This window comes from Mycolicibacterium vaccae NBRC 14118 = CIP 105934, from assembly GCF_001552715.1.
GTDB classification, from domain to species: Bacteria; Actinomycetota; Actinomycetes; order Mycobacteriales; family Mycobacteriaceae; genus Mycobacterium; species Mycobacterium vaccae.
Genome location: NZ_BCRS01000303.1, coordinates 1 through 2,704 on the forward strand (window position 1 = coordinate 1; position 2,704 = coordinate 2,704).

Annotated in this window: 1 protein-coding gene; it reads right to left on the reverse strand. The window is 73.2% G+C overall.

Annotation, left to right across the window (positions count from 1 at the left end; all coding sequences use genetic code 11):
- On the reverse strand, window positions 1–2,704 hold a 2,704-nt coding region (locus MVA01S_RS29440), incomplete at both ends, for an acyltransferase domain-containing protein (RefSeq protein WP_159426386.1).

Sequence of the window (2,704 nt, forward strand, 5' to 3'; positions counted from 1 at the left end):
GGACCGGGGCGTCGTCGAGCGAGGCCAGCACCGACGTGCGCAGCTCACCGTCGCGCAGGATCGCGACCGACTTGACCGGTGTCGCCAGTGCCGTCGCGAAGACGTCCGCGGCGGCGCCCACCTCGTCGGCAGGCAGGTCGACCAGGCCGCCCCACAGCTGGGGCTGCTCGGCGCCGACGACGCCCGCCAGACCCCACAGGCCGCTCTGCCGCAGCGCCGCGTCGGTCGCGGATTCGTACACCCCGCGGGTGACGATCCACAGCGTGGCCGGGTCGCGCGGCTCCCGCTCGGCGAGTTCGCCGACCAGGCCGGCCACCTCGGTGGTCAGCCGGACGGTTGCGTCCTGGTCGTCGGTCTGGGCGTCGTTAGAGGCCACGTAGACGACGAAACGCGCGTCGGACACCTCGGTCAGCGACCGACCGGTCGCGGTGACGGCATCCCGCACCGCCGCGGCGGTCTCGCCGTCGCCGACGACCGCGACGGGACCGGTGTCGGTGCCTGTGGCCTCCGGCGTCCAGGGCTGCCAGTCGAGGCGGTGCGCGATGCGCTGCGGATCGGCGGCGGCCGACGCGGTGACCGACTCGATCTCGACCGGCGTGTATCGCAGACCGGTGATCTGGGCGTACCGCGTGCCGTCTTCGCCGCTGATCGCGAGGTCGACGAGCAGGTCGTCGCCGTCGCGGCCGCGGTTGCGGGCCACGACCACCCCGCGGGCACCGACCGGCGTCTGGTCGACGCGGACGTCGGCGGCAGCGGACGGCACCATCAGCCCCGGGCTCGACGAGTCGACGAGCCGGCCCAGGTTGACGGCGGCGTCGAGCAGGCCGGTCAGGGAAGCGGACCGGAGGTCGACGACCATGGACAGCTCCCCCGATGTCGCGTCGTGGGACGCGACGGTCCACGGATAGGCCAGGCCCTCGATGCCCCACGCGCTGTGGAGTTCGGCCAGCGCCGACGGGTCGTACGCCGACGACGGCACGGCGGCCGCGGGCGGCACGTCCGCGACCTGGTGGGCGACCCGGGCCGTGGCGTGGCGTACCCAGCGCTGCGGCGCCGCATCGTCCTCGGCCGCGGTCGACGACGAGATCGTGATCGTGTCCCCGTCGCTGTAGACCTGCACCACGCGGGGGCCGTCGACGGTGATCGGGAAGTCGAACCGGACGTCGGTCACCGCCGCCGCCCCGGTCCGGGCGGCGGCCAGCGACAGGGTCTGCAGCAGCACCGACAGCGGCACGATCTCCACGCCGGCGAACCTGTGCGACTTCGGGTAGGGCTTGGCCTGCGGCACCAGCCGGGCCTGCCACAGATGCCCGGGCTGGGTCCCGGCGACGTCGGTGTGCGCCCCGAGCACGGTGCCCGGGTTCGGCGCCGACGCCCCCGAGGCGGCCTGCTTACGGATCGCCCAGTGGTGGGTGTGGTGCCACGGCGTGGTCGGCAGCGGCGCGTGCGGCTCGCCGTGGTGCGGGGTCTCCGGCGGATGACTGGTGAACGTCGCGTTCAGCGCGGTGTGGAACGTCAACGTGTCGTCGGTGTCGCGGACGAGCGTGCCGAACGCGGCATGCGCGGGTGAGTCCAGCGTGTCGCTGATCGCGTACGTCAGGATCGGGTTCGCGCTGACCTCGAGAAACGTGCCGATCTCCGCGGCGGCTGTTTCGACGGCCCGGCTGAACGTGACCGGCCGGCGCACGTTGGCCACCCAGTAGTCGGCGTCCAGCGTGGGCTCGCCGTCGGGCTCGGTGACCGTGGACAGGAACGGGATGTTCGGCGTCCGGGGGGTGACATCGGCCAGCGCGTCACGCAGATCCGGCAGCACGGGGTCCATCAGCGCGGTGTGCGAGGCGACCTCCATGTTCACCCGGCGGGCGAACCTGTCCTGCGCCGTCACCGCGGCGATCACCGCGTCGACCTGCTCGGGCAGTCCGGCCACCACGGTCTGGCGCGGCGAGACGTAGCCGGCGATCTCGACGCTGGGGTAGTCCGCGATGAACGCGGCCGCGGCCTCGGAGTCCAGCTCGACCAAAGCGACGGCGCCCTGGCCGGCCAGCCGGGACATGATCGACGACCGTGCGGCGATCACCTTCAGCCCGTCGGACAGGCTCAACGCCCCGGCGACCACCGCAGCGGTCACCTCGCCCATCGAGTGCCCGATCACCGCGTCCGGATGCACACCGTAGGAGCGCCACAGCTCGGTCAACGCCAGCTGCAGCCCCATCAACACCGGCTGCACCCGGGCATCGCCACTGACCGGCGCACCGTCGACGACGATGTCGCGCAACGAGAAACCGACCTGCTCGACGAAGACCGGCTCGATCTCGGCCAGCGCCGCAGCGAAGGCCGGCTCGTCGGCCAGCAGTTGGCGGGCCATCCCCGGCCACTGCGAGCCCTGACCCGAGTACACGAACACCGTGCCCGGCTTGCGTGACGCCGTCGGTGCGGCGACCACGCCGGGTGCGCTCTGGCCGGTGGCCAGCGCCTGCAGTCCCGCGATGGCCTGGTCCCGATCCCGGGCCGCGACCGTCGCGAACTTGTGGTGGCGGGTGCGGTGGTGGTTGAGCGTGTGGGCGACTTCAGCGAGCGGGATCTCGGCCCCGGCGCCGGCCATCCAGTCCGCCAGCATCGCGGCCTGCGACGCGATCCGCTCGGGCGTCCTGCCCGACAACACCAGGGTGGTGACGGCCGTGGGTTCGGGTGCCGCGGCCTGCGT